Raw genomic sequence first — 26551 nt, 5'->3', positions numbered from 1 at the left:
CACTGCCGCCGCGGCCCTGGCTGTAAGCGAGTGTGGTTTTGACCACTGACCCCCGGCACACCGCCGCCAAACACAAGCCCCTCAGGGCTTACCCGCAAGCCGACACCGCCGCGGGCGGGGGGCGAAGGCACCAGCCCATACGGGCGGGCTGATAGCATCCCGGCATGAGCACTACTCCCTCCCCCATTTCCTTTGGCCTGCAAGGCCGCGTGGCCATCGTCACCGGTGGCTCCCAAGGCATCGGCGAAGCCTGCGTGCGCCGTTTCGTGCGCGAAAACGCCCAGGTGGTGATCGCCGACGTGGCCGACGAACGTGGCCAGGCACTGGCCGCCGCCACCGGTGCCGTCTACGTGCATTGCGACGTCGGTGACAAGGCCCAGGTGGACGCCCTGGTGGCGCGCACCGTGCAGGCTTTTGGGCGCATCGACATCCTGGTCAACAACGCCGGCATCTTCAAAGCCGCCGATTTTCTGGAGGTCAGCGAGGCCGACTTTGACGCCGTGCTGCGCGTCAACCTCAAAGGCGCCTTCCTGGTGGGCCAGGCGGTGGCCCGCGAGATGGTGCGCGCCGCTGCCAGCCTGCCGGCCGACGACCCGCGCAGCCGGGGCGCCATCATCAACATGAGTTCGGTCAACGGCGTGCTGACCATCCCGACCATCGCCAGCTACAACGTCAGCAAGGGCGGCATCAACCAGCTGACCCGCGTCATGGCCCTGGCGCTGGCCGACCAGGGCATCCGTGTCAACGCCGTGGCACCGGGCACCATCGCCACCGAACTGGCGGCGCAGGCCGTGCTGACCAGTGACGAAGCGCGCCAGCGCATCATGAGCCGCACGCCCATGAAGCGCCTGGGCACGCCCGAGGAAATGGCCGATGTGGTGGCCTGGCTGGCCAGCGATGCGTCGAGCTACGTGACCGGCGAAATCGTGGTGGCCGACGGCGGCCGCATGACGCTCAACTACACCGTGGCGGCCTGAGGCCCGTCCGCCCGGGGGGCCTCAAAAACGGGGGTCGGCGTCCGGGTCGGGCGTGGCATCCTGGCCTTCGGCGGCCGCCTCGAGCTTGAGCAGGCTGTCGTCGAGCAGGGCGTGCAAGGCCACCACCACGGGCTCGCCCAGCAAGGCGTTCAGGCTCAGTTGGGCCTCGCGCCAGCGGGCCCGCGCCTCTTGCCGCTTGAGCCGCCCGGCCTCGGTGATGTGCACCAAGCGGCTGCGCCCGTTCTGCCCGGGGCCCAGCAGCAACCAACCGGCGTCCAGCAGCGGCCGCAGGTTGCGTGTCAGCGTGGAGGCGTCCATCGACATGGTGTGCGCCAGTTCGGAAGGCTGGATGGGCCCGAGCCGGTCGACGCAGCTGAGCAGCGAAAACTGCGTGCCTTTGAGGCCCGCCTTGCTCAGTTCGGCGTCGTAGCGCTGCGTGACCTGGCGCGTCAGGGAGCGCAGCTTGAAGTTGGTGCAGCCCCGGGGCTGGGCTGTCGCGACGGGGACATCGGCGGTGATTTCGGGGCTGGGCATGGTTCGATTGTAACTGCAATAATCGCCCACACATTCATCACTTCACCGCCCATGTCCGCCACCCCTGCCACCACCGCCTCCCCCTCCACCGACACGCCGCGCACCGCCGCCCGGCCCTCCGAACTGCCACGCTGGCTGGCCGAAGAAGCCACGGTGCGCCAGCGACTGGAACAAGGCGTGGGCCCCGGTGTGGCCAGCCGGGCCCAGATTGGCCAGAAGAACGGCCTCGAAATGATGCAGGCCATGCTGCGCGGTGAACTGCCCTTTGCCCCGATCGCCCAGACGCTGGACTTTTTGCTGCTCGAGATCGGTGAGGGCGTGGCCGTGTTCCAGGGCCGCCCGGGCCCGCAGCACTTCAACCCCATGGGCACGGTGCATGGCGGCTGGTTCGCCACGCTGCTGGATTCGGCCCTGGGCTGCGCGGTGCACACCCGCATGCCGCCAGGCCGCGGCTACACCACAGCCGAGCTGGGCATCAACCTGGTCAAGGCACTGACCCCCAAGGTCGAGCGGGTGCGTGCCGAAGGCCGCGTGATTCACTGCGGCCGCCAGCTGGCCACGGCCGAAGCCCGCCTGGTGGGGCCGGACGGCACCTTGTATGCCCATGCCACCACAACCTGCCTGGTGTTCGACCTGCCGCCAGGCTGAAACCGCGCCCTGGCCGCAAAATAGCGTTTTCGATTTTTGACACCCCACGGACACGACATGCGGCTTTTGCACACCATGCTTCGCGTTGGCAACCTCCAGCGCTCGATTGACTTCTACACCCAGGTGCTGGGCATGCAGCTGCTGCGCACCTCGGAGAACCCCGAGTACAAGTACTCGCTGGCCTTTCTGGGCTACGGCAAGAACCCCGAGCACGCCGAACTGGAGCTGACCTACAACTGGGGCGTGGAAAGTTACGAACTGGGCACCGCCTATGGCCACATTGCCCTGGGCGTGCCCGACGCGGCGGCCGCCTGCGCCAAGATCAAGGCCGCCGGCGGCAACGTCACGCGGGAAGCCGGCCCCGTCAAGGGCGGCACCACCGTGATCGCCTTCGTCACCGACCCCGACGGCTACAAGATCGAACTGATCCAGCGCGCCGAATTCGAAGACGGCAAGGGCCTGCGCTGAGCGGCATTCGCCGCACGGGCGCGCCAGCGGTGTGCGCCGCCCCGCGCAGGGCACCGGCGGCACTGGTAGAACCGCTGCGCGGGTGGCCCGGCCGCCCTGCCCGGCCCCGGCTCGGCAGTCCCACCGCAGGCTCGGATCGCCCAGACCCAACCCGCTCTGGCCAGGCCTGGAGCGGGTTTTGTTTTTTGGCGGGGCTGGCCGCGGCCAGTCCGGCCTCAGCCGCGATTTCAGCCGCGCTTCAGCTGGCTGGCTTCGCGCGCCAGGGCCTCGATGCGGCCCCAGTCGCCGGCGGCCACGGCATCAGCCGGGGTCAACCACGAGCCGCCCACACAGGCCACATTGGGCAGCGCCAAGAAGTCAGCCGCATTGGCCGGGCTCACGCCCCCGGTGGGACAGAAGCGGATGTCGCCAAACGGGCCGTACCACGCCTTGAGCATGGCCGTCCCACCGGCCTGCAGGGCCGGGAAGAACTTCAGCTCGGTGAGCCCGTCCGCCATCGCGGCCATGATTTCACTGCCCGTGGCCACCCCAGGCAGCAGGGGCAGTTGCAGGTCGCGGCAGGCCTGGCCGAGCGCGCTGGTGTAACCGGGGCTGACCCCGAAGCGGGCGCCCGCGTTGAACGCCGCCTGGGCGTCGGCGGCACTGCGCAGGGTACCGGCGCCGGCCACGGCCTCGGGCACCTCGCGGGCAATCGCCTCGATACAGGCCAGGGCCTGGGGGGTGCGCAGGGTCACCTCCAGCATGCGGATGCCGCCGGCCACCAGCGCGCGGGCCAGGGGCACGGCGTGGGCCACGTCATTCAGCACGATGACCGGGATCACCGGCGCGTCCAGCATCACGTCGATGGCACGCAAGGGGGTGGGCAAGGGTTTCACAGCCATGTGCAGGCTCCTTCTTCAGCGGTCAGGGCATGGCGACGCATGCCGGTAAACAGTTCACGGCCGCAGCCAGCCGCGTTGGCAGCCTGCAGTTCGGGGGGGATCTGGGCCAGCGGGCGGGCCGCCCAGGTGGCGGCATCGACCAGCACGTCCAGGGTGCCGCTCACCGCGTCCAGGCGCACGATGTCGCCATCCTGCACCTTGGCCAGCGGGCCGCCGGCCAGCGCCTCGGGCGACACGTGGATGGCGGCCGGCACCTTGCCCGACGCGCCGCTCATGCGGCCATCGGTGACCAGCGCCACCTTGTAGCCCTTGCCTTGCAGCACGGCCAGCGGCGGGGTCAGCTTGTGCAGTTCGGGCATGCCGTTGGCGCGCGGGCCCTGCCAGCGCACCACGCAGACCACGTCGCGGTCCAGTTCGCCTGCCTTGAAGGCGTTTTGCAGCGCCTCTTGGGAGTCGAACACGCGGGCCGGGGCTTCGAGCACATGGCGGTCCTCGGGCACCGCCGACACCTTGATCACGCTGCGCCCCAGCGGGCCTTGCAGCAGCTTGAGGCCACCCGTGGCGCTGAAGGGCTCCTGCGCCGGGCGCACCACGCTGAGGTCGCCACTGGCGCCGATGTCCTGCCATTGCAGGGTGACGCCGTCATCGGCCGCCGTGGGTGTGCGGGTGTATTCGCGCAAGCCGCCCGGGCGCACGGTCAGCACGTCTTCGTGCATCAGGCCGGCGTCCAGCAGCTCGCGGATGACAAAGCCCGGGCCGCCAGCGGCCTGGAACTGGTTCACATCGGCGCTGCCATTGGGGTAGACACGGGTCAGCAGGGGCACCACATCGGACAGGGCCGAAAAATCGTCCCAATCGATCACGATGCCGGCGGCCCGCGCCACCGCCACCCAATGGATCAGGTGGTTGGTCGAGCCCCCGGTGGCCAGCAGGGCCACCATGGCGTTGACGATGCAGCGCTCGTCCACCAGCTGGCCAATCGGCGCGAAGCGGCGTGCGCGGGTGATGCCCAGCACGGTGCGCGTGGCTTCGCGCGTGAGTTCGGCGCGCAGCGCCTGCCCCGGGTTGACAAAGGCGGTGCCCGGCACGTGCAGACCCATGGCTTCGAGCAGCATCTGGTTGCTGTTGGCGGTGCCGTAGAAGGTGCAGGTGCCTTCGCCGTGGTAGGCCTTGATCTCGGCGTCCAGCAAGGCCTCGCGGCCGACCAGGCCCTGGGCCGCCTGCTCGCGCACCTTGGCCTTGTCGCCGTTGGACAGGCCCGAGGTCATCGGCCCCGCGGGCACAAACACCGTCGGCAGGTGACCAAATTGCAGCGCGCCGATCAGCAGGCCCGGGACGATCTTGTCGCACACACCCAGCATCAGCGTGGCGTCGAACATGTCGTGGCTCAACGCCACCGCGGTGGCCAAGGCGATCACGTCGCGGCTGAACAGGCTCAGCTCCATGCCCTCAGTGCCTTGGGTCACACCGTCGCACATGGCGGGCACGCCACCGGCCACCTGGGCGGTGGCGCCCAGGCGCCGCGCCTCGGCCTTGATCAGGTCGGGGTAATGCTGAAACGGCGAGTGCGCCGACAACATGTCGTTGTAGGCCGTGACGATGCCGATGTTGGGCGCCTTCTCGGCCACGATGCGAAAGCGGTCATCGCTGGGCACACCGGCAAAGGCGTGCGCCACGTTGGCGCAGCCCATGCGGTCTGGCCCCCGGGTGCGGCGGGCCGCCTGGTCGATCTGCTGGAGGTAAGCGCTGCGGGTGGGGCCGCTGCGTTCGCGAATGCGGCGGGTCACCGCGTCAACCGTGGGGTGGAGTGTCATGGGATCCGTAACAAAATTACATCCGTATGGTAACCGCGAACCAGCGCCAGCGGCGCCCCGTGAGGTTACAGAACGGGTACGAACTTGTTGCGGAGCCGGTCATGCCAGGCTTGGGGCCGCCGGGCACTGGCCCAGCGCCACCCCCAACGACAAAGCCCCGCATCAGCGGGGCTTGTGGCGGTCCTGCGCAGGGCCCCAGGCCCTGCAGCGACTCACTTACTTCTTGGCAGCGGTCTTGGCGGCCTTGACGGCGGCGTCGGTGGCGGTGGCCACATTGGCTTCGGCTTGGGCCAGGGCTTGCTTGGCCGAGGCTTGGGCCGATTCCAGCACTTGCTGGCCGGTGGTCACAGCGCTCTTGAAAGCGGACACAAAGGCTTCGCTGCCGGCCGGGGCGTTCTTCAGCAGGCCGTCGAAGGCGCTGGTGACGGTCTTCTGGGCTTCGGCCAGCTTGGCTTCGGTGGACTTGCTCAGTTCAGCGCCGGTTTCGCTGCTGATCTGGTAGACGGTGCGGCTGTAGGCAGCCACTTTTTCAGCCAGGGGCTGCACCAATGCGGCCTGCACGGCGAGCACGTCTTGCGGGGTCTTGGCGCTGGTGACGGCTTGCAGCGAGTCCAGCGACTCGGTCAAGGCGTTCTTGGCGGTGGCCAGGTTGAACTCGGCCAGCTTCTCGAAACCGGCGAAGGCGGTGACGGCCAAAGCGCTGAAGTCGGCGACGGCAGCCTTGTTGGCGGCGATGAATTGGTCGGCGTTGAATTGGGTCATGAAAAGCTCCTGAGTTGATAAAGGGGCCGTTGCGTCAACCCTCTTGCCGAGAGATGTTGCAGTGCAGCATGGGTCCTATCTTAGGACCATCGCCACGCTTTGCAAGTGTTTTTTGTTGCGCTGCAGCAAATATTTTTGAGGCAGGTCATTCGGCGGTCACAAAGCGCCGTTCACCCCCTTCCCCCCGTTCACCGACCACCTCAGGCCGCCATCGCGCCCACAGGCAGGCGTTTCAGCCGGAATTTGCCGGAGATTTGCTGAAGATTTGCCCGGCACTTACCCGCCGTTGAAGCCAGGAAACACATGCGATTAATTCTCATTTAAGATGCACCTCTGGCCTTTCACTGGGCCCGCCCGACCGACCAGCCCCAACCGCACGCGGCGGTCGAGCCTCCTTTTTGATGCCTCAGCGCCCTGCTCCTTTCCGATGACCACAGCCTCCCGCACGGCCACCACCGCCGACCTGTCGCCGCCCAGCGGCCGCCCCGCCCCATCTGACGTCCCCAGCCGCCCGGCGGCCCCACAGCGCACGGCACGCTCACGCTACGCGAGTTTTGTGCAATGGACCCGCAAGACCCACGGCTGGATCGGCCTATGGGGGGCCGTGCTGGGCCTGGTGTTCGGGCTCAGCGGCATCTGGCTGAACCACCGCTCGGTGCTCAAGCTGCCCCCGGTGGCCCAGGTGCGGGAGCAGTCGCAGCTCACCCTGCCCGACCCCGTGCCGGCCACCCAGGAGGCGATGGCCGAGTGGTTGCAGTCGGCGCTCGACCTCGACCGCGGGCCCAACCACATCCGGGTCGACCCCAGCCGCCCAGTGCCCTGGACCGACAAGAGTGCCCCGGGCCCGGTGCTGCGCCAGCCCGAACGCTGGCAGTTCAACTTTGGCGGCCCCAACGCACTGGTGCAGGTGGAGTACTGGCAAGGCAACCGCTCGGTGGGCGTGACGACCACCCACAACGGCGTGCTGGCCACGCTCAACAACCTGCACAAGGGCACGGGCATGAGCGTACCCTGGATCCTGCTGGTCGATGCGCTGGCGGGCAGCATGATCTTCTTGTCGCTGTCGGGCCTGGTGCTGTGGGTGCAAATGAACCGACGGCGCGCCGTCGGCGTGGGCATCTTCAGCGCTTCGCTGCTGATCACACTGGGCTGCGTCCTGCCCCGGCTTTGACACCCGAGCGGGCCCACCGCCCGCCCTCGCGCCCTCGCCCCCCGCAACCCGGCCCAGGCTCGCCTGCGCTCAGGCCGGTGCCCAGCTGCGCAGCTTGCCGGGGTTGAGCAGGCCCTGCGGGTCAAAGCGCTGCTTCATGGCCAGCACCCCGGGCGCCAGCTGACCGGCCTGCTTGCCGTCCTCCACCACATAGACGTGGGGGTTGTTGATGAACACGCCGTGGTCGCGGTAGATCTGCATGATCTCGTTGAGCCGGGCCTCGGTGGTGTAGCGGATGATCTGCAAGCCGCTGCAGGTGAAAGCGCCCTCTTTGGTGCGCAAGAACTCCAGGTGCATCAGCACCTCGCCGGCCAGCGCGGCCTCGAGGGCCAGCACCTGTGCCTGAAAACGCTGCGGGTCAAAGCCGGTCTGGATGTAGGTCAGGCCCTTGTCGACCTTGAGCGCGTGCAGCGTGGTGTGGTTCCAGGTGTACTCCAGCAGCGTGCGGTGGCTGGCCGCCACCTCGTCGGCGCTTTTGCGGTAGCACAGCCGCCCCCCCAGGCGACTCGCCATGGCCTGCAAGGCGGCCTCGGCCTCGGGCGCCAGGACCAGCAGCACAACGTGGGCACCGGGCGTCAGGTGCTCGGCCAGCGCGGTGAAGTAGTCCGCGATCGGCGCGCCCAGGAAGCAGACCTCTTTCTTCAGCAGGCCTGGTGCGGCCCCGAACTCGGTGGCCAGTTGCAGGGCCGCCCCGTAGTCGTCGAACTCGACCAGGCACTCGGTCCACGGGGTGGCCGGGGCCAGCGCCACTTCCAGCTCGAGCACGATGCCATTGGTGCCATAGGTGTGGTGCAGCAACATGGCGTCGGGGCCCCGCAACTCCAGCACCTGGGGCTCGGGCTCGACCGTCATCACCCGCACGCCCAGCACATTGCCCGGCGCGGCCAGGGGGCCATAGTTGATGGACCCCGCACCGCCAAAACCGCCGCCAAACAGGCCCCCCAGGGTGGCACTGCGGAAGGTGGACGGCAGCCAGCGCAACTCGTGGCCCAGCGGGCGGCAACGCTCGTCAAACTCGGCCAGCCGGATGCCGGCCTGAGCCCGGCCCACCGCGCCGCGGCACCACAGAAAGCCGTTGTAGGCGCTCAGGTCCAGCACCACGCCACCGGCGAGCGGCGTGCACTGCCCGTAGTTGCCGGTGCCGCTGCCGCGCACGGTGATCGGCACCGATTCGCGCGCACACAGGGCCACGACCTGGCGGATCTCGTCCTCGGTGCGGGGGCGCACCACCACCTCGCCCACCTTGCCACTGAGCTCGCGCTTGAGCACCGGGCTGAACCAGGCAAAGTCCTGCGACAGGCGCGCCACCCGCGAGGGGTCGGTGATCCAGTCGAGCGCGGGCAGGTGTTGAGGCAAGTCGGTCGCGGCAGCGGTGCAGGTGCTCATGGGCGGGTACTCCAGCAGTCCAGGGTCGGTGGGTCGGTCAAGGCGGTGATGGGGCCCCTGACGAAGGCGGCGCCAGGGCCAGGGCAGACAGGGACGGGGCTCAGCCGCCCTCGCGCGAGGTTTCACTGGCGTGCCAGCCGCCTAGCGCCCGGCGGCTCAGCCAGGACATCAAGGCGAACAGGGTCACGCCGGTCAGCGAGATCAGCAGCAGGGCCGCGAACATGCGCGGGATGTTGAGCTGAAAGCCTGCCTGCAGGATCTGGTAGGCCAGCCCGGCCCCGGTGCCGCCGGTGCCCGCCACAAACTCGGCCACCACGGCCCCGATCAGGGCCAGCCCGCTCGAAATGCGCAGGCCGCCAAAGAAGTAAGGCAGGGCACTCGGGATGCGCAGGCGCACCAGGGACTGCCAGCGCGTGGCGTGGTTGAGGCGAAAGTAGGCTTGCAGATCAGGCTCCACGCTGCGCAGGCCCAGCGTGGTGTTACTGATGATCGGGAACAGCGCCACCAGCGCCGCACAGATCACCATCGACAAGGTGGCGTCGCGCACCCAGATGATGATCAGCGGCGCCACGGCCACGATCGGGGTCACCTGCAGCAGCACGGCGTAGGGGAACAGCGCGGTCTCGATGCGCTGGCTCTGCACAAACACAAACGAGATCAACACCCCGACCACGGTGGCCAGCAAGAAGGCCAGCAAGGTGACCTTGACGGTCACCCACAGCGCCAGGCCCAGCGTGGGGGCGTCCTTGATCAGGGTCTCGAACATCAGCAGCGGGCCGGGCACCAGGTAGGGCGGCAGCGCCAGCCCGGTCACCAGGCCCTGCCACACCGCGAGCAGGCACAAGCCGACCAGGGCCGGGTAAACGACACGCTGCACCTGAGGGCGGTGCAGCCAGGCGGGGGCGACGGGGCGGTTCATCACGCTTCCTCCTCGGTGCTGGCGCGCAGCAGGCTGTCCTGCAACTGGCGCGCATGGACGGCAAATTGCGGGCTGACCAGAAAGTCTGCCGTGCGCGGGTGCGGCTCGTCGATGTGGAACTGCTCCACCACGCGGCCCGGGCGGGCCGCCATCATGACCACCCGGCTGGACAGGAACACCGCCTCGTGGATCGAGTGGGTGACAAAGATCACGGTGAGCTTCTTCTTGCGCCACAGCTCCAGCAGTTCGGCGTCGAGCTTGTGGCGGGTGATCTCGTCGAGCGCGCCAAAGGGTTCGTCCATCAGCAGCAGGTCGGGCTCGGTGACCAGCCCGCGCGCAATCGACACCCGCATCTGCATGCCCCCCGACAGGGCCCGTGGCAGCGCCTGGTCGAACTTGGCCAGCCCCACCAGGGCCAGCACCTCGCTGACGCGGGCCTCGGCCTCGGCGCGCGGCACCCCCGCCAGGTCCAGCGGCAGGCGCACATTGCGGCGCACCGAGGCCCAGGGCATCAGCGTGGGCGACTGGAACACAAAGGCCATCTTGCGCCCGGTCTGGGCCAGCTCGGCCACCGGCTTGCGCCACAGCAGCAGGCGGCCGTCACTGGGCTCCAGCAGCCCCGCGATCATCTTCAGCAAGGTGCTCTTGCCGCAGCCCGAGGGACCGAGCAAGGTGACGAACTCGCCTTCACGCAGGCTCAGGTCCACCGGCAGCAGGGCGCGCGTGCCGTTGGGGTAGGTTTTTTCGGCCGACAGGATGTCGACCGCGGGCACCTCGTCCACCGCAGTGGACGCAGCCCCCGTCACGGGAGGCTGCTGGGCATCCGGGCTCATGTCAGGGTTCATGCCGGGGCTTTCAGGTCAATCAGACACATCCAAATCCCACCGCCCAGCCGACCGGTGCCCCAAGGGGCACCGCTCAGGGCCAGGCGGTGGCCAGGCCTCAGGGCAGGACCTTGAGGTCTTTCACGAACTCGGTGCTGTAGGCCTCGCTGGGCTTGACCTTGGCGGGGTCGATCAGCTTGGTGCTGACGAGGAAGTCGTAGCTGGCCTTGATGCGCGCGTCGGTCATCACGCCGATGCCCAGGGCGGCCGCGTCGCCGCCGCCGACCATGCCGGTCTCCTTGAGCTTGGCCACGCTGTAGGCCAGTTGCTCGTCGGTCATCTGCGGGTTGTCCTTCTTGATCAGGGCATTGCCCGGGGCCGGGTCGGCGAGGTAGCTCTTCCAGCCTTCCACCGAAGCCTTGACGAAGGCCGCCACCGCCTTCTTGCGGTCCTTGACGGTCTTGTCCATGCACGACACGGTGGTGGCATAGGCCGGGAAGCCATGGTCGCTGAACATCAGGGTGTTGGCCTTGACGCCCGCCTTCTGGATGGCAAAGGGTTCGGACGTCAGGTAGCCCTGCTGGGCCGTGTTCTTGTCGGCCACAAAGGGCTGGATGTTGAAGGTGTAGGGCCGGGTCTGGGCATCGGTGAAACCATACTTGGCCTTGAGCCAGGGCCAGAAGCCCTTTTGGGCCGAGCCGGCGATCAGGATGGTCTTGCCCTTGAGGTCTTCGAACTTTTTCACGTCCTCGTGGCCGATCAGCACCTGCGGGTCCTTCTGGAACATCGCGGCCACGGTGGTCACCGGCACGCCGCCCTCGCGGATCTGCACCATCTGCAGGTCGCTCGAGCCCATCACGCAGTCGGCCTGACCGGCGGCCATGATCTGCACCACATTGACCTGCGGGCCGCCCATCTTGAGGCTGACATCCAGCCCCGCCTTCTTGTACAGACCGGTGGCCAGGGCCTGGTAGAAGCCCCCGTGCTCGGCCTGGGCGTACCAGTTGGTCATGTAGACGAAAGGCTCATCCGCGTGCGCGGCGCCGCTGCCCCAGGTCGCCAGGGTGCAGGCAGCCAGGGCGACGGGACGCCAGGGGGCCGCCAGGCGGGACAGGGCACGGGTGAGGACAGCAGACTCGGTCATGGCAGAACTCCGGGAGTGGGTGGATGGAAGGGAAGTGAGACAAAAGGGGGTTGCCGCGCGGGTTCAGCAGGATTCAGGCCAGCGCCAGCCCTGCCCTGGCGGCGCTCACGCAGGCCACTGGGCCTCGACATGGCCGCAGTGCTGCGCGCGGCCCCAGGTCGGCTCCGCGCGCGGGGCCCACTGCAACTGGTGCAGCTCGGTGATGGCCTGGGCCCAGCTCTGGGCCAGTGATTCAAGGATCGCCTGGCCCTGCTCGGCGGTGGCCGGCAGGGGGTCGCCAATGATGCCGCTGGGGCCAAAGTCGCGTGCGCTCCAGGCGCAGGCCGGGCGGCCATCGGGCGACAGCAGGCGCGAGGGGAACTCAGGCGGGTAATTGGTGACCGCGTGCGCCATCTGCACGGTGTCGGGGGCCAGCGCCAGCATCAGCGCGGTTTCGGCGTGGCCCGCGTGCATGGCCAGCTTTTTTTCGCGCTCCGACAGGTACTGGCCCGCGACATGGGGCACACGCCAGGTGAAGCTGGGCACCACGATGAAGTCGCCATGGCGCAGGCGCAGCTCGCGCGCCGCCATCTCCATCACCTGGGGCTGGCCGCCATGGCCGTTGACGATCAGCAGCTTGCGAAAGCCCGCCCGGTAGACCGACTCCCCCAGCTCGTTCATGGTCGCCAGCAGGGTCTCGCCGCTCAGCGTCATGGTGCCCGGAAAGTGCAGGTGCTCCTCGCTCTTGCCGTAGGTGATCGGGGCCATCGCGTAGGCCGGCACCGACGCGGGCAGCGCCGCCAGTGCATGGCCCACCACACCGGCCGAGATCACCGTGTCCACCGCACAAGGCAGGTGCGGGCCATGTTGCTCGGTGGCGCCGGTGGGCAGCACGATGACGGTGTTCTCGCGGTCCGGCAGTGCAACGATTTCGCGCCAGCTCAGGTAGGGCAAGTAACGCTGGGGTGGGGTGTAGCCATGCAGCATGGGGTACCTTCTGGGAGCGGGTGGGTGGGACTGGTCGGTGGTCGTGGTGAGCCGGGCGTCAGCGCAGCGGCAGGTAGGCGGTGGCCTCGACTTCGATCAGGATGTCTTCGCTGGGCAACATGGCACTGACCTGCACCACCGTCGAGGCCGGTGGCTCACCGGGGAAGAACAGCTTGCGCACCCGGCTGTAGTGCGGAAAGTGGTCCAGGTTCTTGAAGTACTGCACCAGCTTGAACACGTCGCTCATCTGGCCGCCTGCGGCCTCGATGGTCAGGCGCACGCGGTCCAGCACATACCAGCTTTGGGCCAGGATCGGGCCGTCCTTGTAGTCGCTCGAGAACTCACCGGTGCGCCCCACCAGGTCGGCCGCCGCGTCCGGGATGTCGGCGTAACCGCGCACGATGCGCTGGGCCGCCGGATCGACCGCGATCACGCCGGACAGGAACACAAAGTCCCCAACCCGGCGCCAGGCCGCGTAACGCGCCAGCGGCTGGGCCAGGGCGGCGGCACCGCCCGGCTGGGCGGGCGCCACCAAGGTACTGCCCGGTTGGGCGGGCGCCACCGCGGTGGCGCCTGGAACGGATGTCACACTCATGCGGACGCCTCTGTCCAAGGGGTTGAAGGGGGCCAAGCCAAGGGCTGCCCCTGGCGCAGCACCACGCGGGGCTGGGTGCGCGAGGGGAAGCCCCAGGCATTGGCCTGCGGGAAGATCAACACGTCGGCCTCGCTGCCGACGCGCAACGGCGCCGGCGGGGCGCTGCCGGGGCGGGCCAGCGCCGAGCGACGGCACAGGCTGTCGCTCCACACGTCAAAGGGCTGGCCCAGCTGGCCCATCGCCACGCCGACACCAAAGGCCTCCAGGGGGTCAAAGCTGCCGCTGGGGCAAAACGGGTCTTGCACGTTGTCGCTGGCCAGCAGCACCGGGATGCCACGCACCCGTGCTTCTTTCACCAGCGTCAGGCCGCGGGCCCGCGGTGTGCGGCCGGTGACCGCGTCTTGCAGCAGCAAGTTGGTGATGGGCAGGCTGACCAGGGTCAGGCCGGCCTCGGCCACCGCGTCCAGCGTGGCCAGGGCCTCGGCTTCGGGCTGGGCCGCCAGCGCGCAGGTGTGGCCACAGACCACGCGGGTGCGCAGGTCCAGCGCCTTGACCAGGCGCGCCACATGCCACAGGCCCTGGGCCCGCGGGTTGAGTTCTTCGTCCACATGCAGGTCGACATCGAGGTCGTGGTAGCGCGCAGCCTCGAGCAGGTGGCGCAGCGCCAGCGGGTCCCAGTTGCTGCTGTGCACAAAGCCCCCCAGGCAGGCCCCAGGGCCACTGGCCGCGACCTGGGCCGCCAGCGCAAAAGCCGTGTCGCGTTCGGCATACAGGTGCAGCGGGATCAGGCTGACGCGGTCAAGCTGCAAGCGGCCCTGCCAGGCCTGCGCCAGCTCACGCAGCACCGGCCAGGCCACGGGCGTGGTCTGCGGTTCCCACCAGTCGCAGTGGGTGCGCAGGTGCACCACACCGGCCTCCCAGGCCCAGCGCAAGCCCTGGCTGGCACGCGCATGCACGTCGTCGGCCGTCCAGTGGCGGCGGTCCTGCATCATGGCCTCGATGGCGCCCAGCAGACCGGGCTGCACCTCGCCCAGGCGTGGCAAGGTGAAGGCTTTGTCGAGGTGGGTGTGGGCGTCGACCAGACCGGGCAGGACCGGGGCACCGCCCAGTGACCAGACCTCGCCCTGCAAGGGGGCCTGGCCGTGCGGGCTCAGGCGAGTCACGCGGCCGGCGTGCCATTGCAGGTCGGCCAGCGCGGGCACGCCCCCTTCACGGGGCCAGTCATTGGGCAGGGCCCAGGCCGGCAGGCGGGCCTGCGCCAAGGCGTCAGGCGCGGTGCCACGCCGACCGTCGGGCTGCGACCAGGCGGTGGGGCTCATGCGAAACGCTCCATGGCGCGGGCCACCCGGGCCTGGAAGGCTTTCAGGCTGTGCGGAGTGGCCACATTCATGTGGTAGTGGGCGTGGTAGCTGACGCGGGCGCTGCCCCCGGTCAGCAGGCGCAGGTAACGTGTGATGACCTTGCGGGGCGGGTCGCCCATGAACCAGGCCGTCCAACGGGGGCGGCCATAGGTGACCACGGCCGAGATGCGCCGCAAGTGGGTCAGCGCGGGTTTGACGTGTTGGGGGTCGCTGATGTCAAAGGCCACGCCGGGCATCAGCACGCGGTCAAAGAATCCCTTCAGCATCGCGGGCAAGCCAAAGCACCAGGTCGGGAAACAAAACACCAGGCCTTCGGCCCACAGCAGTCGGTCGACATAGCCCTGCACCGGCACGCGGTTGCTGGGCACCTCGTGGTAGCCCAGGCGCTCCTCGCGCGACAGCACCGGGTTGAAGCCCTCGGCGTACAGATCGCAGTCGTCCACCTCGTGGCCGGCCTGGCGCAGGCTGCTCAGCACCTGCTGGTGCAGCGCGGCGTTGTAGCTGCTCTCTACCGGGTGGCAATAAATCACCAAAATCCGCATCGTTCAGGCCCTTTCACGGGGTCGGACAGGTCGGCTTCGGCCGACGGCCGAATCCTTGACCACTTGATTTGATCGATCGGTCAAATGTTCAGAACACGTTGCAAACGCTGTGCCAGCCGCGCAGGCCGGCGCCTGCCCCGCGGCGGGGCTCAAACCGGCGCGCTGAGCGGCGGGCTGTCTTGAAGTGGTGCCAGGCCGCAGCCCATCAGCACAAAGTTGGTGATTTGCAGCGCAATCGGTGCGCGCTCGATCGGGGCGTCGGGGGGCAGCCCCAACATGACGCGCACCTGCACGCCATAGTCGGCGTAATGCTGGGTCATGCCCCAGATCTGCATCAGCAGCACGCGGGCATCGAGCGGGCGCACCAGGCCTGCGGCCATCCAGCGCTCGATCACCTCGACCTTGTGCTGGGTCGAGCGCAGCGCCTCGGGCCAGTAGCGGCCCAGCTTGCGGCCGCCGCTGAGCACCTCGCTGGTGAAAATGCGCGACAGGCCCGGTTGGTCCAGCGCGTAGTCGAGCTTGCGCCGCACGTACTCGGCCAGCACCTGGCGCGGGTCGGCTGCGGGGCCGTCGGCCGGGGCATCGAACACAAAGGCACTGCTCCAGCCCTGCAGGACCGAGCCCAGCAGCTCTTCGTACAGCTCGTCCTTGCCCTGGATGTAGTAATGCAGTTGCGGTTTGGTCAGGCCAGCGCGCTCGGCAATGGCCTGGGTCGAGGCGCCCTTGAAGCCGTGTTGGCTGAACTCCACGATGGCCGCCGCCCGGATCGCCGCCAGCGTGCGTTCGCGGCCGGCGCGCGCCCGCTGGCCGGGCGCCTGGGGTTCGGCGTCGGCCTCGGCCAGCAAGGCCTGATCAGGGGGCAGGCGGGCGGTGGCGTTCACAGCTTCCAGGCACCGCGGTGGGACTGGCTGGCCTCTTCGATCAGCGCCGGGCCCACGCATTCGATGGCGTAGGGCGAGGCGTTGAACACATCACGGCAGGACAGCTCGGCATCGCGTTGGTCCAGCCGTTCGCCGCGGAACACCCGCAGGCGCTGCGCGTCAATGCCATAGACCACGCGCCGCACATTGGACCAGAAGATGGCCCCGGCACACATCACGCAGGGCTCGCCCGAGCTGTACAGCGTGGCGGCGGCCAGTTGTTCGCGCGAGTAGCGCGGGCTCACCGCGCGCACCAGGCCGGTCTCGGCGTGGCCCGTGCAGTCGCCGGTTTCGGTGGTGTTGCACCAGGCCTCGCCCATCACCTCATCGTCGGGCGACACCAGCACCGCGCCGAAGGGCCGGTTGCCACGCGAACGCCCCCGGTCGGCCAGCGCGATCGCCGCGCGCAGGTAACGCCCATCGCGTTCGTTCAACGGCACCTCGGCCGGCAAGGCCGCCTCGGTGGTCCAGGGTTCGGCAGCGGCGACGACAGCAGACGACATGGCAGGTTTCCTCGGCGCCCCGGTTCAGCCCGGACCGCCCTCCAGACAGTGACAAGAACAGGCCGGACACCGCCCTTGGCCGTGCCGCCGCAGCCCCCACCCGGGGCACTGCACCTGGCGGGGGCGAAGCATTTCCTGTGCCACGGCACACCGTGGCGGGGCGTGGCTGAGAGGCCGACCCGATACTCAGGCGGCGGTCACACCCGACTCGACCGGCAGGGACTGCAAGGCCGCACGGGCTTCCCGCAGCGCCCAGGTGCCCTGCCCTTCCTGGAACTCGGCCAGCAAGGCCGCCAGGGGCGGTCGAGGGGTGCCGTGGGCATGCGCCAGGCGCCACAGGCTGGTCGCAATGCGCAGGGCCCAGGGCTTGTAGCCCAGTTGTTGCGCCATGAGCAGGGCCTCTTGGAGACGCGCATGGGCCAGCGCCGGCTGGTCCGGGTAGCGCCGCCGGGCGATTTCGCCGCGCACGCGCAGGATGTCGCTGCGGCAAAAAAAGTCGGCGTGGGCCACGCTGGTCGCCAGGGCCGACTCGATCTCCAGCTCGGCTTGGGCCAACTGGCCATCCAGCATCAGGGCTTCGGCCAGTTTGCAACGCCATTGGGGCAGGATCACCCCGGCCCCAATCGAGGCCTGAAACGCCAGCGCCGAACGCAGCCCCTCAATGCCCTCCGTACGGCGTCCGGTCATGGACCAGGCCCAGGCCCGTGTGGCCAGGGTGGTGGCCAACCAGAACACATGCCCCACCTCGCGGCAGTGCGCAATGGCATGCTCCACCTCGGCCAGGACTTTCTCGGGCTCGTGCCGCATCACATCAAAACCGCTGCGAAACACCACCCCCCAGGTGCGGCTGAAGGGGTGATCCAGGCGCAAGGCCCAATCGGCGGCCCGCTCGATCGCGGCCTCCGCCTGATCGGCCAGCCCCATGGCAAACAGGGCGTAGGCGCGGTAGCACTCGGCGGCCACGCGCGGGTCCGAGCCATACACCTGGGCGGTGTGGGCGTCGCGCTGGGGGTCATAGACCTGCACCGCCCGCTGCAGGCTGTCGTTGGCGTGCGCGAATTGCCCCGACCAGAGCTGCGACACCCCGACCGAAAACACCGCCTGCGCCAGCATGGTGGGCGTGCCGGCACGCTCCACAAAGGCCAGGTTCTGCTGCGCCAGCGCGATCAGGCCCTGCTGCTGCCCCTTGACCTGGCGGTAGCCCCACAAACCATTGAGGGCCACGAACATCTCGGGTCGGTCGGGCAGCACCTGGCACAGGGCCTCAACCCGCGCGTACAGGGTCTCCAACTCCGGCGCGGTGAAGCCCCGCGTCACCTTGAGCGCAGGTGCCATCAGCCCCAGCAGGCTGAGCTCGAGGCGGGCGCCCTCGTCGGGGGACAGGTGGCGAATCAAGGCCAGACCGGCCCGCAGGTGCGACAAAGCCTCCAGATTGGCCGAGCGCGAAAGTGCCTGCTGCCCGGCCCGCAGCCACAGCTGAACCGCGGGCAGCCATTGCTGGGCCTCGGTGTGGTGGTGGGCCAGCCATTCGGGCTGCCGCTGCACCAGCTCGGGCTGTTGCCGGGCGAGTTCGGTGGCCAGCAAGCCGTGCAAAAGATGGTGGTCGCGGCGCAGCAGGGTGTCGTAGGCGGCGGCCTGGACCAGGGCGTGTTTGAACTCGTAGCGCTGGCCTGATTCGTCCAGGGGTCGCACCAGGCCCGCTGCCAGCAACTCGCTCAGGCCCTGCTCCACCAGCGCCGGGTCGTTGCCACACAGCGCCTGCAGCAAGGCCCGTTCAAAACGCCGCCCGATCACCGACGCCCGCCGCGCCACCGCGCGCCCGGCTTCCAGCCGGTCCAGGCGGGTCGAGAGCGAATCACGCAGGTTGTCCGGGATCAGCGCCAGCGGCAAGGGGCCACGCAGCTCGTAGCCCTGGGCTGTTTCGCGCAACAGGTCGGACTCCAGCACGGTGCGGGTGAACTCTTCAATGAACAAGGGGACGCCATCGGTGTTCTCCAGGATGCGGCGCTGCACCTCGGTCGGCAGCGGCTTGCCTTCGGTGCATTGCCACAGCAAGGCCTCGGCCTCTTCGGGCTTGAGTCGGTCCAGCACCAACGATTGGGTGCAGCCCGCCCCGGCCCCCCAGTCCTCGCTGGGCGGGCGCTGGGTCATCACCAACAAACAGGCGGCGCCAGGGGCCGCTTGCAGGGCCCGCGCCAGCGCCCGGGTCGACGGGTCGGCCCAATGCAGGTCTTCGATCGCCAGCAACAGGGGCTGCTGCTCGGCCCAGGCCCGCAAGCACCGCAGCAATGCCGCTTCGCTGCGCTGTTTGAGCACCGCGGGGGGCCATGGCCAGTGGCCAGGCTGCGCGGGGTCCTCGGCCCGCAGCAGGCGGGCCAGCAAGCGGGCGTCGTCCGAACCGGACGCCACACCGGCGGGCAGCTGGGCACACAACAGGGCGTGGCGTGCCTCGGCCTCGCCGGCCTGACCCAGGCCCAGATCGGCCTCCAGGCCCTCGAGCACGGCATGCCATTCGCTGGCCTGGTGATGGGGGGAGCAACGCCAGACCCAGACCCGCGCCCCCTGCGCCTGCACGCGCCGGCAAAGGCCTTGCAGCAAGTGCGATTTGCCCAGGCCCGGCTCGCCCGTGATCAACACCGAGCGCCCGCTCGCTGGCAGCGCAGGCGCGGCGCTGCCCGCAGGGCCATCCTGCACTTGGCGCCAGGCCTGGTCCAGCAGGGCCATTTCAGCGGGGCGCCCCATCAAGGTGGCGCGCCCCGCCGCCGGGGTGCGCTGGGCCACCCAGGGCCCGGGTGGCAGCCGGTATGCCACCACAGGGTGGTTCACGCCACGCAGGTTCAAAGGCCCCAATGCTTGCCAGTTCTGGTCTTCGCGAATGGCCCGCCGGGTGGCTTCGGACACCACCACGTCGTTGGCCTGGGCCCAGGCCTGCAAGCGGGCGGCAATGTGGGGCACTTCACCAATGGCCAGGCGCTCGCGCCGCTCGCCTCGGCCAACCTCCCCCACCACCACCATGCCGGTGTGGATGCCGATGCGCACCTGCAAGGCCAGGGTGGTGAGGTGCCGCAGGCGGGCGCTGAGGCGTGGCAGCATCGCCACGATGCCCCGGGCGGTGAGCAGGGCGCGGGCCGCCGCCGCCTCCTGGGCCCGGGGGTAGCCAAAATAAACCAGCAAGCCGTCGCCCAGGACCTGGGCCACATGGCCGTCATGCTGGGCCACGATGTCCAGACAACTGGCCTGGTAGGCCTGGAAAATCTCCCGCAGGTCCTCGGCATCGACCGCGCCGGCCAGGGCCGTGGAGTCCACCAAGTCACAAAACAACACCGTGAGGTGGCGCTTTTCAACCGCGCCATCCAACTCGGCCGCCTGCAGTCGGGCCCCACAGGCCGAACAGAATCGGTGCGTGGGGGCCACGCCCTCGGCACACACCGGGCAGCGCCCGCAGGGCTCAGCGTCAGGGAAGTGGCCGTTCATCTCTATTCTCAAATTGCCTTATTTGCTGAAATTATCATAATTGATAGATCAAACGCCAAGCAGGCTCAAAGATTGCTTGGTTTTTTGGGTCCACGCGCTTTTCACGCCCTCGCAGGGGTAAATTCAAGACCATGAGTGAGTTGACGACCACCGCCTTACGTCCCTACCGTGACCCAGCCCCGTTGCTGGAGCGCACCCGCCGCGAATGGGGTGGTCGCAGCGACCTCTGGGTGTTCGCCTACGGCTCCCTGATCTGGCGCCCCGAGTTTGGTTTTGCCGAGCAACGCCCCGCGCGGGTGCACGGTTGGCACCGCGCCCTGAAAATGTGGAGCCGCATCAACCGCGGCACCCCTGAATGCCCGGGACTGGTGTTCGGCATGTTGTCGGGCGGCAGCTGCCAGGGGGTGGCCTTTCGCATCCCGCAGCGCGAGGCCGATGTGGCGCTGGAACGCCTGTGGCGGCGCGAGATGATGACCGCCGTCTACGAGCCCAGATGGCTGCCCTGCCGCACCCACCATGGCACGGTCTCGGCCCTGGCCTTCACCCTGTCGCGCCGCAGCCCCAGCCACACCGGGCAGCTCAGCGAAGAAGACTACCGCCGCATCTTCGCCCAGGCCTGCGGCCAGTTCGGCACCACGCTGGACTATGTGCAGCAAACCCACGAACAACTGCTGAAGCTGGGCATCCACGACCGCAGCCTGTCGCGCCTGCTGCGACTGGCCCCGCGCAACGACCTCGACTGAAGGCGGGCCCGCTGGCCCTGTCGGGGCACAGTGCCGCGCACATGGCAGCCCGTCCCATCCGCGGACCCTGACCATGCCGGTTCTTGGGATCGGCCCGCACCGATAGGGACCGGGGCTTGGCGGGGACCGCGCCGGGCGCGGTCAGCGGTGGGGCGGATCGCGATCCGGGTCAGCCCCCGGGGGCAGGCCCCCAGTCGCCGCGCTGCTGCCCCAGCGCCTCGGCCCGTGCCAGGTCGGCCAAGGTGTCGATGTCGGTCACCACGCCGGCATCGGACACCGCCAGCGACAGGCGCTGGTCAGGCGCCTGCTGGCGCAGCACCGGCGCCGCCCCGCCCTCCCCGCTCAGGGCCTGCAAGGCCGGTCCGCAGGCCGCCGCAAAGCCCACCGGGTGGCCGCGCTCGCCTTCAAAAAACGGCATCACCACCGTGGCGGGCCCTTGCATCAGCACCTGGGCGACCTGCCGCAGGGTCTCGGGCCGGATCAGGGGCAGATCGGCGGGCAGCACCAACCAACCGGGCGCCTGGGCCGTGGCACGCACCGCGGCCGCGATCGAGTCGCCCATGCCCGGGTGCCCCACGTCCTCGAGGTGCCAGGGCAAGCCACTGGCCTGCACCGCCGCCAGCGTGCGCTGCAACACCGGTCGCCCGCCCAGCAGCGCCTGCAACTTGTGCACCTGGCCGCCCGAGGCCTTGAAGCGCTCGCCGCGGCCCGAGGCCAGCACCAGGACCACGGGCGATCGCGGTGTGGAGGGCAAAGAAGGGGTCATGGCAAGGCGCTCCTGAAAACACGTTGAGGCTGCAGGCGAACCGAGGTCGTCCTGATGCGATCCTGATCGGCTCCGTAGTATCGTCGCCCCATGAGCTCTTTTGCACTTCCGTCCCCGGGGCGCCCGGCCTGGCGCCGCAGGCTGTCGGCCATGGCGGTTTGGGCGGGCGCCTGGCTGCTGATGACGGCCTTGGACGGGCAAGCCGAGCTGGCCAACCTGGCCTTGCTGCTGGTGTTGGCCGCGGCCCTGTGCGGCCTGTGGCTCAGCACACTGGAGTCGCTGGCCTGCTGCGCCCTGGCCGTGCTGGCCTTCAACTGGCAGTTTGTACCGCCGCGCGGCACCCTGTCGGTGGACCTGCGCCAACACCTGTGGCTGCTGTTCACCATGCTGGCTGTGGGCTGCATGGTGGGCTGGCTCACCGGGCGCCAGCGGCGCGACGCCGACGCCGCCCGCGCCGCGGCTCAGAGCGCCCACCTGCTGCACCAGGTCAACGAACAACTGCGCTTGGCCCCACCCGCCGAAGGCGCCGCCCACCTGGCTGAAGCCCTGCGACGCCTGAGCCAGGGGTCGCTGGCCTGGTGGCTGGCCGCCCCCCACGAAGCCCTGGGCGACGCCCAGCCGAGCGCACCGCTGTGGCACTGCGACTGGCAGCAGCCCAGCGACGAGGAGCTGGCCCTGTTGCAGGAATGCCAGCGCAGCGCCCAGGCCACCGAGCAAGGGCCGGCGCAAGGCCAGTGGCACCACCAGCACCTGCTGCCGCTGCGCGGGGCCCAGCACTGCCTTGGTGCGGTGCTGCTGCGCCTGCCCCCGGGGGCTGACTGGGGCCCCCTGCAGCGCGACACCGCCCAAGCCCTTTGCGACCAGGCTGGCCTGCAACTCGAACGACGCCAGACCGAGCAGCGAGCGCAACGCCACAGCGAAGCGGCCCAGAACCAGCAACTGCGCAACACCTTGCTGGCCGCCATCTCGCACGACTACCGCACGCCGCTGGCGACCATCCTGGGCGCGGCCAGCACGCTGCGCCACCAATGGGGCAAGCTGAGCCAGGACCAGGCCAGCGCGCTCGCCGGCACCATCGTTGACGAGGTCGAACAACTGAGCACCCTGACCGACAACACCTTGCAACTGGCCCGGCTGGACGCGCCCCAGCACGCCCTGCAACGTGACTGGGAATCGCTCGAGGAACTGGTCGGCTCGGCCGTCGCGCGAGCCCGCAGCCGCTACCCCGGCGTGCGCATGAACTTGCGACTGGAAGCCGGACTGCCCCTGCTGCGCTGCAACGCCCCGCTGTTGGTGCAACTGCTGAACAACCTGGTCGACAACGCGGTGCGCTATGCGGGCGAGGGCCCGGCCATCGAGATCATCGCGCGCCGCCTCGACCCGGGGCTGCTGCTGGCGGTGGCCGATCGCGGCCCCGGCATCCCGGCGGGCCAACGTGAGCGCCTGTTCCAGCCCTTTGAACGCGGCAACGCCCCGGCCCCCGGGGCCCAGCGCCCGGCCCAACGCGGCGCCGGTCTGGGCCTGGCGCTGTGCCGAGCCATCGTGCTGGCCCATGGCGGCCAGATCAGCGTGCGCCAACGCCAGCGCGGCGGCGCCAGCATCGAATGCCGCTTTCCGATCGAGCCCCAGCCGCTGGCCCAAACCGACGCCCCGGAGGCCCTGCCATGAGCCTGGGCGTGCTGCTGGTCGAAGACGACAAGGAACTGCGCAACACGCTGCGCCAGGCCCTGCAGCTCGAGGGCTACCGCGTGCTGGCCGCGCTGAGCCTCGCCGATGCGCGCGCACTGTGGCAGCACCGCTCGGCCGACGAAGACCTGGACCTGGTGTTGCTGGACCTGGGCCTGCCCGACGGCGACGGCTCGGCCTTCCTGGCTGAATTGCGGGCGCGCAGCCAGGTGCCCGTGCTGCTGATCTCGGCGCGCCAGATCGAGGGCGAGAAAGTGCGGCTGCTCGATCAGGGCGCCGACGACTACCTGGTCAAGCCCTTCAGCATCGAGGAACTGCTGGCCCGCATGCGGGTGGCCTGGCGCCACCGGGGCCGCAGCGTCAGCGCAGCGATCACGCGGTACCAGCAGGCCGACCTCGACGTGGACCTGAGCCGTCACCGCGTGCTGCGCCAAGGCGCCGAAGTGCACCTGACCCCCACCGAGTTCAAGCTGCTGGCTCGCCTGGTGCGCAGCGCCGGCCAGGTGGTCACGCACCGGCAGTTGCTGACCGATGTCTGGGGCCCTGAGTACAGCGATCACACCCATTACCTGCGGCTCTACATGGGTCAATTGCGGGCCAAGCTCGAAGCCGACCCGGCCCAGCCCCAGTGCCTGCTGACCGAGCCTGGCGTGGGCTACCGGCTCAGCGAAGCGCGACCGGGCTGAGCCGCCGCCCTGACGCATCCTTATGCGTTCCTGATGCCCGGCGCGAGACCATCGGCCCCGTGTTCCACAACGCGGGTTCCCCATGGCTCACGCCCCCCAACGCTCTTCGCTCGCCGCCCTGACCCTGGGCGCCATCGGTGTCGTCTATGGCGACATCGGCACCTCGCCGCTCTACGCCTTCAAGGAGGTCTTTGCCAGCGGCCACGTCGAGCTCAGCACCGACAACGTGCTGGGCATCCTGTCGCTGTTCTTCTGGACCCTGAGCGTCGTGGTGTCGCTCAAGTACGTGGCGCTGATCATGCGGGCCGACAACCATGGCGAGGGCGGACTGATGGCCCTGCTGGCCCTGGCCTCGCAATCAGTGCAGGACCAGCCGCGGCTGCGCGCCCTGCTGATGACGCTGGGGGTGTTTGGCGTGGCGCTGTTTTTTGGCGATGGGGTGATCACCCCGGCCATCTCGGTGCTGTCGGCGGTCGAGGGGCTGGAGGTGGTCACGCCCGCCGCCACCCCCTATGTGCTGCCCATTTCACTGGGCGTGCTGCTGAGCCTGTTCCTGGCCCAGCGCTACGGCACGGCGCGCCTGGGCCGCTTTTTTGGCGTGGCCATGCTGGGCTGGTTTGCCTGCCTGGGCCTGGCGGGCCTGCCGCACATCGCAGCCCACCCCGAGGTGCTGGGCGCCCTGTCACCGCTGCACGCGCTGCACTTTGCCTGGGCCCACCAGCAAATCGCCTTCATCACACTCGGTGCGGTGTTCCTGTGCGTGACCGGGGCTGAAGCGCTGTACGCCGACATGGGCCACTTCGGCGCCCGACCGATCCGGCTGGCCTGGTTCACCCTGGTGTTGCCCAGCCTGACACTGAACTATTTTGGCCAGGGCGCCCTGGTGCTCAGTGACGCCAGCGCTGCTGCCAACCCGTTTTTCCGCATGATGCCGGACTGGGCCATCGTGCCCATGGTGGTGCTGGCCACCTTGGCCACGGTCATCGCCTCGCAGGCCTTGATCTCGGGGGCCTTCTCGGCCGCCAAGCAAACCATCCAGCTTGGCTACCTGCCGCGCCTGGCGATCCGCCACACCTCGGAGCGCGAGTCGGGCCAGATCTACGTCCCCGCGGTCAACTGGGCCTTGCTGGCCGGGGTGGTGTTGGCGGTGGTGGCGTTCCGCAGTTCGAGCGCACTGGCCGCGGCCTATGGCATCTCGGTCAGCCTGGTGATGGTCATCACCACGCTGTTGACCTTCTTCGTGGTGCGCTACCGCTGGCGCCTGCCGCTGCCCCTGTGCCTGGGCGCCACGGCGGTGTTTCTGGTGGTGGACCTGGCTTTCTTCAGCTCGAACCTGCTCAAGGTGGCCGATGGCGGCTGGTTTCCCTTGCTGATGGCGCTGGCTTTCTACCTGGTGCTGTCCACCTGGAAGCAAGGGCGCCACCTGCTGCTGGAGCGCCTGCAACGCGATGCGCTCGACCTCAATACCTTCCTGGACACCCTGCGGGCCCAACCGCCGACCCAGGTCGAAGGCACCGCGGTGTTCCTGTGCGCCGCCCCAGGCACCGTGCCCAGCGCGCTGTTGCACAACCTCAAGCACAACAAGACCTGGCACCGGCAGCAGTTGTTTCTGCACGTGCAGAACCTCGATCAACCCCGGGTCCCCCTGGCCGAGCAGGCCACGGTGGCCCCGCTGGGGCCCGGCTGCTGGAGCGTGACAGTGCGCTTTGGTTTCATGGACGAAGCCGACGTGCCGCGCGCCCTGGCCCAGGTCGACACCCTGCGCGACCTGCTGGAACCCATGAGCACCAGCTATTTCCTGTCACGCGACACCGTGGTGCCCACGTTCGGACGGGCCATGGCCCTGTGGCGTCAGAAGCTGTTCTCGCAAATGCACCACAGCGCCAGCAATGCCGCCGACTTCCTCAAGCTGCCGAACAACCTGGTGGTGGAAATGGGCTCCAAGGTCGAACTGTGATCGGTGGCTGGGTCGGCCCCTGGGCCCAGAGCGGGGCTGGCCGGGGCCAAAAAAAATGGCGGGACCGGCCCGCCATCTGAAAGAACCGCGCCCTCCGAGGGTCGCGGCTTGCTGTGTCAATCAGTTCAGTCCCAAGGCGATCTGCCTCAGATCAGGGTGACGCCAGTCTTGGACTGCAGGAACTCGCGCGTCACGCCCGGAGCCAGCTCGACCACCTTGAGGCCTTCGGGCGTCACGTCCATGACGGCCAGGTCGGTGATGATGCGGTCCACCACGCCCACGCCCGTCAGGGGCAGCGTGCACTGGGGCAGGATCTTCAGGTCTTCGGTGCCATCTTTCTTCTTGGCCACGTGTTCCATCAGCACGATCACGCGCTTCACGCCCGCCACCAGGTCCATGGCACCGCCCATGCCCTTGACCATCTTGCCCGGGATCATCCAGTTGGCCAGGTCACCCTTTTCGCTGACCTGCATGGCACCCAGGATGGACAGGTTGATCTTGCCGCCACGGATCATGGCGAAGCTGTCGTGGCTGCCAAAGATCGACGAGCCCTTGATGGTGGTGACCGTCTGCTTGCCCGCGTTGATCAGGTCGGCGTCGACCTCGTCCTCGGTCGGGAAGGGGCCGATGCCCATCATGCCGTTCTCGGATTGCAGCCACACCTCGATGCTCGAGGGCACGTGGTTGGCCACCAGGGTCGGGATGCCAATGCCCAGGTTGACGTAGAAGCCGTCTTGCAGTTCGTGCGCGGCGCGGGCCGCCATTTGGTCTTGACTCCAGGACAT

Annotated in this window: 25 protein-coding genes; 8 read left to right on the top strand and 17 right to left on the bottom strand. The window is 69.0% G+C overall.

All coding sequences use genetic code 11. The features are described 5' to 3' along the window. The first annotated feature begins 164 nt into the window (after nucleotides 1-164). Entirely contained in the window at nucleotides 165-977 is an 813-nt protein-coding gene (locus tag PSQ40_RS20320) for an SDR family NAD(P)-dependent oxidoreductase (RefSeq protein ID WP_273953713.1), read from the top strand. Between the two features lie 21 nt (nucleotides 978-998). Here PSQ40_RS20320 and PSQ40_RS20315 read toward each other — a convergent pair whose 3' ends face one another. After that, on the bottom strand, nucleotides 999-1511 hold the full coding sequence (locus PSQ40_RS20315) for a MarR family winged helix-turn-helix transcriptional regulator (protein WP_273953712.1): 513 nt from the start codon (nucleotides 1509-1511) through the stop codon (nucleotides 999-1001). A gap of 51 nt (nucleotides 1512-1562) precedes the next feature. Between PSQ40_RS20315 and PSQ40_RS20310 the strand changes: the two genes are divergently transcribed. Beyond that, nucleotides 1563-2159, top strand: coding sequence for a PaaI family thioesterase (locus PSQ40_RS20310; RefSeq protein WP_273953711.1), 597 nt, complete (start codon nucleotides 1563-1565; stop codon nucleotides 2157-2159). A 57-nt stretch (nucleotides 2160-2216) separates the two neighbouring features. Then, nucleotides 2217-2627 (top strand): lactoylglutathione lyase, encoded by a 411-nt coding sequence (gloA, locus tag PSQ40_RS20305; protein ID WP_273953710.1) that lies wholly within the window; start codon nucleotides 2217-2219, stop codon nucleotides 2625-2627. 227 nt (nucleotides 2628-2854) lie between these two features. On the opposite strand, the gene eda is transcribed toward gloA, so the two are convergent. From eda to PSQ40_RS20290, 3 genes are all read right to left on the bottom strand, one after another. After that, the gene (gene eda, locus PSQ40_RS20300; RefSeq protein WP_273953709.1) at nucleotides 2855-3508 is read right to left on the bottom strand and encodes a bifunctional 4-hydroxy-2-oxoglutarate aldolase/2-dehydro-3-deoxy-phosphogluconate aldolase; all 654 of its coding nucleotides are present in this window, start codon (nucleotides 3506-3508) and stop codon (nucleotides 2855-2857) included. After that, the gene (gene edd / locus PSQ40_RS20295) at nucleotides 3499-5322 is read right to left on the bottom strand and encodes a phosphogluconate dehydratase (protein ID WP_273953708.1); all 1824 of its coding nucleotides are present in this window, start codon (nucleotides 5320-5322) and stop codon (nucleotides 3499-3501) included. The genes eda and edd overlap by 10 nt, the downstream gene beginning before the upstream one ends. 216 nt (nucleotides 5323-5538) lie before the next feature. After that, nucleotides 5539-6084: a phasin family protein gene (locus tag PSQ40_RS20290; RefSeq protein ID WP_273953707.1), complete on the bottom strand. Its 546-nt coding sequence runs from the start codon at nucleotides 6082-6084 to the stop codon at nucleotides 5539-5541. 427 nt (nucleotides 6085-6511) lie between these two features. Here PSQ40_RS20290 and PSQ40_RS20285 point away from each other — a divergent pair, with 427 nt between their 5' ends. Continuing rightward, on the top strand, nucleotides 6512-7255 hold the full coding sequence (locus tag PSQ40_RS20285; RefSeq protein ID WP_273953706.1) for a PepSY-associated TM helix domain-containing protein: 744 nt from the start codon (nucleotides 6512-6514) through the stop codon (nucleotides 7253-7255). A 69-nt stretch (nucleotides 7256-7324) separates the two neighbouring features. Here the strand turns inward: PSQ40_RS20285 and PSQ40_RS20280 are convergent, their stop codons facing one another. From PSQ40_RS20280 to PSQ40_RS20230, 11 genes are all read right to left on the bottom strand, one after another. Beyond that, nucleotides 7325-8680, bottom strand: coding sequence for an FAD-binding oxidoreductase (locus PSQ40_RS20280; RefSeq protein ID WP_273953705.1), 1356 nt, complete (start codon nucleotides 8678-8680; stop codon nucleotides 7325-7327). A gap of 100 nt (nucleotides 8681-8780) precedes the next feature. Next, a complete protein-coding gene (locus tag PSQ40_RS20275) occupies nucleotides 8781-9599 on the bottom strand; it encodes an ABC transporter permease (protein ID WP_273953704.1) in 819 nt (272 codons plus the stop codon). Further along, on the bottom strand, nucleotides 9599-10432 hold the full coding sequence (locus tag PSQ40_RS20270; RefSeq protein WP_273953745.1) for an ABC transporter ATP-binding protein: 834 nt from the start codon (nucleotides 10430-10432) through the stop codon (nucleotides 9599-9601). The genes PSQ40_RS20275 and PSQ40_RS20270 overlap by 1 nt, the downstream gene beginning before the upstream one ends. A gap of 109 nt (nucleotides 10433-10541) precedes the next feature. Beyond that, on the bottom strand, nucleotides 10542-11567 hold the full coding sequence (locus tag PSQ40_RS20265) for an ABC transporter substrate-binding protein (protein ID WP_273953703.1): 1026 nt from the start codon (nucleotides 11565-11567) through the stop codon (nucleotides 10542-10544). A 105-nt stretch (nucleotides 11568-11672) separates the two neighbouring features. Further along, nucleotides 11673-12533 (bottom strand): creatininase family protein, encoded by an 861-nt coding sequence (locus tag PSQ40_RS20260; protein WP_273953702.1) that lies wholly within the window; start codon nucleotides 12531-12533, stop codon nucleotides 11673-11675. A gap of 58 nt (nucleotides 12534-12591) precedes the next feature. After that, the gene (locus tag PSQ40_RS20255) at nucleotides 12592-13128 is read right to left on the bottom strand and encodes a RidA family protein (RefSeq protein ID WP_273953701.1); all 537 of its coding nucleotides are present in this window, start codon (nucleotides 13126-13128) and stop codon (nucleotides 12592-12594) included. After that, nucleotides 13125-14447, bottom strand: a complete 1323-nt coding sequence (locus PSQ40_RS20250; protein ID WP_273953700.1) for an amidohydrolase family protein — start codon at nucleotides 14445-14447, stop codon at nucleotides 13125-13127. The genes PSQ40_RS20255 and PSQ40_RS20250 overlap by 4 nt, the downstream gene beginning before the upstream one ends. Continuing rightward, complete coding sequence (locus PSQ40_RS20245) at nucleotides 14444-15031, bottom strand: NAD(P)H-dependent oxidoreductase (protein ID WP_273953699.1); 588 nt, start codon at nucleotides 15029-15031, stop codon at nucleotides 14444-14446. Before PSQ40_RS20245 ends, PSQ40_RS20250 begins: the two co-directional genes overlap by 4 nt. A 149-nt stretch (nucleotides 15032-15180) precedes the next feature. Continuing rightward, nucleotides 15181-15912, bottom strand: coding sequence for a TetR/AcrR family transcriptional regulator (locus PSQ40_RS20240; protein ID WP_409338635.1), 732 nt, complete (start codon nucleotides 15910-15912; stop codon nucleotides 15181-15183). Continuing rightward, nucleotides 15909-16454, bottom strand: a complete 546-nt coding sequence (locus PSQ40_RS20235) for a nucleoside deaminase (RefSeq protein ID WP_273953698.1) — start codon at nucleotides 16452-16454, stop codon at nucleotides 15909-15911. Before PSQ40_RS20235 ends, PSQ40_RS20240 begins: the two co-directional genes overlap by 4 nt. A gap of 186 nt (nucleotides 16455-16640) precedes the next feature. Next, entirely contained in the window at nucleotides 16641-19928 is a 3288-nt protein-coding gene (locus PSQ40_RS20230) for an ATP-binding protein (protein WP_273953697.1), read from the bottom strand. A gap of 131 nt (nucleotides 19929-20059) precedes the next feature. Here PSQ40_RS20230 and PSQ40_RS20225 point away from each other — a divergent pair, with 131 nt between their 5' ends. Continuing rightward, nucleotides 20060-20671 carry a gamma-glutamylcyclotransferase gene (locus PSQ40_RS20225; RefSeq protein ID WP_273953696.1) on the top strand — a complete coding sequence of 204 codons (612 nt, stop codon included), beginning with the start codon at nucleotides 20060-20062 and terminating at the stop codon, nucleotides 20669-20671. A 169-nt stretch (nucleotides 20672-20840) separates the two neighbouring features. On the opposite strand, the gene PSQ40_RS20220 is transcribed toward PSQ40_RS20225, so the two are convergent. Continuing rightward, a complete protein-coding gene (locus PSQ40_RS20220) occupies nucleotides 20841-21437 on the bottom strand; it encodes a nucleotidyltransferase family protein (RefSeq protein ID WP_273953695.1) in 597 nt (198 codons plus the stop codon). A gap of 150 nt (nucleotides 21438-21587) precedes the next feature. Here PSQ40_RS20220 and PSQ40_RS20215 point away from each other — a divergent pair, with 150 nt between their 5' ends. The 3 genes from PSQ40_RS20215 to PSQ40_RS20205 all read left to right on the top strand — a co-directional run bounded on the left by PSQ40_RS20215 (nucleotide 21588) and on the right by PSQ40_RS20205 (nucleotide 25766). After that, entirely contained in the window at nucleotides 21588-23105 is a 1518-nt protein-coding gene (locus PSQ40_RS20215; RefSeq protein ID WP_273953694.1) for a sensor histidine kinase, read from the top strand. Next, nucleotides 23102-23809 (top strand): response regulator, encoded by a 708-nt coding sequence (locus PSQ40_RS20210; RefSeq protein ID WP_273953693.1) that lies wholly within the window; start codon nucleotides 23102-23104, stop codon nucleotides 23807-23809. The genes PSQ40_RS20215 and PSQ40_RS20210 overlap by 4 nt, the downstream gene beginning before the upstream one ends. Nucleotides 23810-23891: 82 nt before the next feature. Then, nucleotides 23892-25766 (top strand): potassium transporter Kup, encoded by a 1875-nt coding sequence (locus tag PSQ40_RS20205; RefSeq protein ID WP_273953692.1) that lies wholly within the window; start codon nucleotides 23892-23894, stop codon nucleotides 25764-25766. A 146-nt stretch (nucleotides 25767-25912) separates the two neighbouring features. Here PSQ40_RS20205 and PSQ40_RS20200 read toward each other — a convergent pair whose 3' ends face one another. Beyond that, nucleotides 25913-26551, bottom strand: a complete 639-nt coding sequence (locus tag PSQ40_RS20200) for a CoA transferase subunit B (protein WP_273953691.1) — start codon at nucleotides 26549-26551, stop codon at nucleotides 25913-25915.

The organism is Curvibacter cyanobacteriorum, assembly GCF_028649475.1.
Taxonomy (GTDB): Bacteria; Pseudomonadota; Gammaproteobacteria; order Burkholderiales; family Burkholderiaceae_C; genus Curvibacter; species Curvibacter cyanobacteriorum.
The sequence above is the reverse complement of the archived record's forward strand: the minus strand, read 5'-3'. Positions and strand labels throughout refer to the sequence as shown.